The sequence below is a fragment of the Candidatus Hydrogenedentota bacterium genome (assembly GCA_018005585.1).
Lineage (GTDB): Bacteria > Hydrogenedentota > Hydrogenedentia > Hydrogenedentales > JAGMZX01 > JAGMZX01.
In genome coordinates, this window is record JAGMZX010000274.1 from 1 (window position 1) to 3,504 (window position 3,504).

3 protein-coding genes are annotated in these 3,504 nt (G+C 65.2%); 2 read left to right on the top strand and 1 reads right to left on the bottom strand.

All coding sequences use genetic code 11. The features are described 5' to 3' along the window. Positions 1-1,433: O-antigen ligase family protein (locus tag KA184_23640; GenBank protein MBP8132584.1), on the bottom strand; the 1,433-nt coding region annotated here is incomplete at its 3' end. A 176-nt stretch (positions 1,434-1,609) separates the two neighbouring features. Here KA184_23640 and KA184_23645 point away from each other — a divergent pair. Both KA184_23645 and KA184_23650 read left to right on the top strand, forming a co-directional pair. After that, complete coding sequence (locus tag KA184_23645) at positions 1,610-2,479, top strand: alpha/beta hydrolase (protein ID MBP8132585.1); 870 nt, start codon at positions 1,610-1,612, stop codon at positions 2,477-2,479. Continuing rightward, positions 2,472-3,308 (top strand): methyltransferase domain-containing protein, encoded by an 837-nt coding sequence (locus KA184_23650; GenBank protein MBP8132586.1) that lies wholly within the window; start codon positions 2,472-2,474, stop codon positions 3,306-3,308. The genes KA184_23645 and KA184_23650 overlap by 8 nt, the downstream gene beginning before the upstream one ends. Positions 3,309-3,504 lie beyond the last annotated feature (196 nt).

Genomic DNA, 3,504 nt, shown 5'->3' on the forward strand with positions numbered 1-3,504 from the left:
GCGCCGGCCGGGTACGTCAATCGCGGCATGGCCAGCGACGCGACAAGCTGCCCGGCCGTCGCGGCGACGAGGCCGCGCAGCAGGAACCGGCCGCGCGCGTCTTGTGTGCGGTCTATGGCTTGATACGCGCGCGCGACGATGCCGCCCAGCCCGGTCAGCACCAGCGCCATCCCGAGGATGCCGCCCTTGAACAGGTAGTACATCCACACGTTGTGCACGGTCTGATACGTGGCCTGGCCGTAGGCCACCGTGCTCTGTTTCGCCACCCAGCCCATGCCTTCGAACGAACTGCCCATGCCCGCGCCCGTGATCGGGCTCCGCGCGAAGGCGTCCCACGCGCCGCGCATCTCCTCGACCCGCGCCCGCAGCGAAACCTCGAGGCCGGGCAGCGTCTGCGCCGTGGACTCGTACAGGTGCGCGCCCAGCGCAAACACGGCGAGAACCGCCGCCGCCATGCCGGCAAACGCGACGACCCAGCGCATCCCGCGCGGCAGGCTGATGAAGACGAGGATCGCCAGCGAACACGCAAGCGCGACATACGCGGTGCGCATCATGGTAATCACGATCGCGCAGGCGAATAACCCCAGCAGCGCGCCATACAGCAGCCTCATGCGCGGCGCGGTCTCGCGGCAGCACAGCAGCGCCGCAAGCACGACGAAACAAACCTCGTAGAACATGTGGCCGTTGGGCCGCACCGATTGAAGCAGCCAGGAGCCGAACTGCCGCTGCACGTACTCGCCGTAAACGTTCTGCGTGTTGATGACGTTCCCCGTGACGAGGGTGTAGGCGAAAAAGGCGCACGCCGCGAGCGCGATCACGGCTGTCAGGGCGAGAATGACCCGTGCGTGAAACCAGACCTCGCGTCTTCCCGAGACACACGCCGCAAAAACGAAATACGTGGACAAAAAGACGGGGAAACGGCATTCTTCGATGATCTCGGTGAGATTCATCTGCCGCCACAGGCCCACGGCGGCGATGAACACGAAAAAGAAGCAGTAGAGATAGAAGAAGTAGTGGTAGAGGTCGGGGCGAAGCTTCGCGCGGCCCAGCAACAGCTTCACGGCGAAATGCGCGAGCAGCAGGAAGAGCCAGAGTTCGCGCGGGTGCCATTCGACACCTGACAGCGGGAAAACATGCATGGAACGGAACTGATGGCCCACGATCATCTTGACCAGAAACAGCGAGATGACGAGCCAGGACGGTCCGAAGACCAGAAACACCACAACCGCGGCCCCGATGACCATGGCCGCGCCCGCAAGATACGGGTAGGCGTCCAGACCCAGCCGCGGCGCGAAACGCATCGCGTAGACCGTGACCGCCGCGATGACCACCGCCAGCGCCAGCGCCTGGACCCAACCGCTGACGGACTCGGCCCGGTTTCCGCGCGGCGCTGCGCTCCGCGGGGTATCCTCTCTCTTGTTTGGCATCGGCATGCGCCCACTCCGACGCGGCTGAGCATAATGGGCGGCGCCGGTCCCGCACAAACGCCGCCGCCGCGCGCGGCGGAAGCGTTTGGGTATAATGAGGGTCCGTCACGCATCCGTGACGGGGGAGGCGAACCGTGCGATCCTGGGTTTTCCCTTTGCACGCTGGCGTGATTGCGATGTGTATGGCAGGCTGCGTTCATGGCGTCCGCACGCAGGAGAATCTGTGTTACGCCAAAGCCGGAACGCGCTCGCAGCACCTGACCCTGTTCCTGCCCGAGGGCGGCTTGGAGCGGGGGCCGCGTCCCTGCGTGCTGCTCGTCCACGGCGGCGCATGGACCGGCGGAACGCGCTATCAACTGCGCTGGTACGGGAACCGGCTGGCGGAGGAGGGCTATGTCGCGGCGGCTATCAGCTACCGGAAACTGCCCCGTTACGGATTCCCGGCCTGCGTCGAGGACGCAAAGGCCGCGGTGCGCTGGCTGCGCCTCAATGCGGATGCCTGTGGAATCGACCCCGACCGGATAGCCGCGCTGGGCAATTCCGCGGGCGGACACATCGTCGCCATGCTGGCCGCCACCGGCGCGAAGCCCGCCTTCGAGGGAACGGAGAATCCCGGTCCCTCCAGCCGGATCAGCGCGGCGGTGAGCCTTTATGGCGCGCTCGATCTCACGGAATACAAGCGTCCAACGGGCTGGATCAGCATCGGCGGCATCGCGAAGCGGATGATGCGCCGTTTTGTCGCGAAAGACTACAAAGGCGGCGAAGACCCTTACGTGGTGGCCTCGCCGCTTACCTATTTTGACCAGGACACGGCGCCCATGCTGTTGATTCAGGGCGAGAACGACAATCTCGTCCCCTACGTCGTGGCGCAGCGCGCCTACGAGAAGCTGGAGGAAGCGGGCGTGAAATCGCGGCTGATTTCCGTGCCGGAGCGCGGGCACGCCTTCGATTTCTTCTATCCCCGGAAGCGCAATGAGATTTTCCAGGAAATCCTCGCGTTCCTGAATGAAACCATCGGCCCGCCGGGCGCGCGGGCTGCCGCGCATGAGTAGTCCGGCGCGCCGGTCCCGGCGCAAGCCCGCCCCCGCCGAATACGACGCCTGGGCGCCGTACTACGACCTCATCCACGAAGGGCTGCCGGGCGAAGCCGAGTTCTACGTCGGGCAGGCCGTGCGCATTGGCGGTCCCGTGCTCGAACTGGGCTGTGGCACGGGCCGTCTCGCGATTCCCATGGCGATGTCGGGCGTCGACGTGACCGGACTGGACAATTCGGCGGGCATGCTCGCCCTGTGCAAGGAAAAGGCGCGCCGGATTCGCCGCCTGCCCGGCAAGCTGGACCTGGTGCAGGCGGACATGCGCGATTTTGACCTCGCCGCGGAATTCAAGCTCGTCGTCATGGCCTACCGCACCTTCATGCACCTGCTCACGCCCGCGGACCAGTGCGCGTGCCTGCAGCAGGTGCGCAATCACCTCAGGGATGACGGCGTCTTCATCCTGAACGTGTGGGCGGCGTGGCCGTCGCGCATCGTCGCGGTCCGCGGCATGCACGATCCGGGCGAATTCCTGCTCGCGGGAGAACACCACATACCCGATGCCGGCATCCGGCTTGTCCACCATCACACAGCGGAATACGATGAGGTGCGGCAACTGATCATCGAGCGGCACCGCATCGAGGAATGGGACCACCGCGGACGCCTGCTGCGCGAAGCCGAGTTGCCGCTGGTCCGGGCATGGGTGACGCCGCGCGAGATGGAACACCTGGTCCGGCGCTGCGGTTTCGACATCGAGGCGGTCTTCGGCGATTTCGACTGCCGGCCCCTCGGCCCGGAAGATAACGAGATGATCTGGGTCCTGCGAAGTTCCCGGGGGAAGTCCCTGTAGCCCAAAAACGGCAAAAACCGGGTATTGACAAAGTACCAGACCTCTGCTAGTATGTAGTCATTGAAGTGGTCGTCTCCGGGGTGAGGACGGCCTCATCCCGCCGAAAGTCTATCGGGCTGAGAAGGAGGGGATAATCATGATGCCCGTTAACGCCCCTCTTTGCGTGTGTGCATCATTCGCGCCGTTTGTGCCGGGA

Excerpts from the sequence above, each read along its gene's own strand:
- KA184_23645 (MBP8132585.1), top strand. The coding sequence starts at position 1,610 with ATGGCAGGCTGCGTTCATGGCGTCCGCACGCAGGAGAATCTGTGTTAC.
- KA184_23650 (MBP8132586.1), top strand. The coding sequence starts at position 2,472 with ATGAGTAGTCCGGCGCGCCGGTCCCGGCGCAAGCCCGCCCCCGCCGAA.